Below are 239 nucleotides of genomic sequence, written 5' to 3'. Positions count from 1 at the left end.
GCCTGGTACCGGTTGATGCGCGGCCCGGTCTCCCATTCGTCGAGCGAGGCCGCCTCGTCTAGCAGGCGCTTCAGCTCGTCGAAGACGGGCGAGCCGCGCGAGAGGTACGAGCCGTCGACCAGCAGCATCTTGCGCTGCCGCTTGGCGCTCGCCGTGAGGAGCGGCACGAGGGGCAGCGTGCGCCCCTCGACGGTGCCCAGCACCCCGAGGTCGAACCAGTCGCGCTTGTCGGTCTCGAT

1 protein-coding gene is annotated in these 239 nt (G+C 70.3%); it reads right to left on the bottom strand.

The features are described 5' to 3' along the window. A partial coding sequence (locus tag ACZ6JE_RS15565) for a hypothetical protein (protein WP_464319534.1) occupies positions 1-239 on the bottom strand: 239 nt, incomplete at both ends.

Source organism: Frigoribacterium sp. AC759 (assembly GCF_979256015.1).
This window is presented reverse-complemented; position numbering and strand designations above follow the sequence as displayed.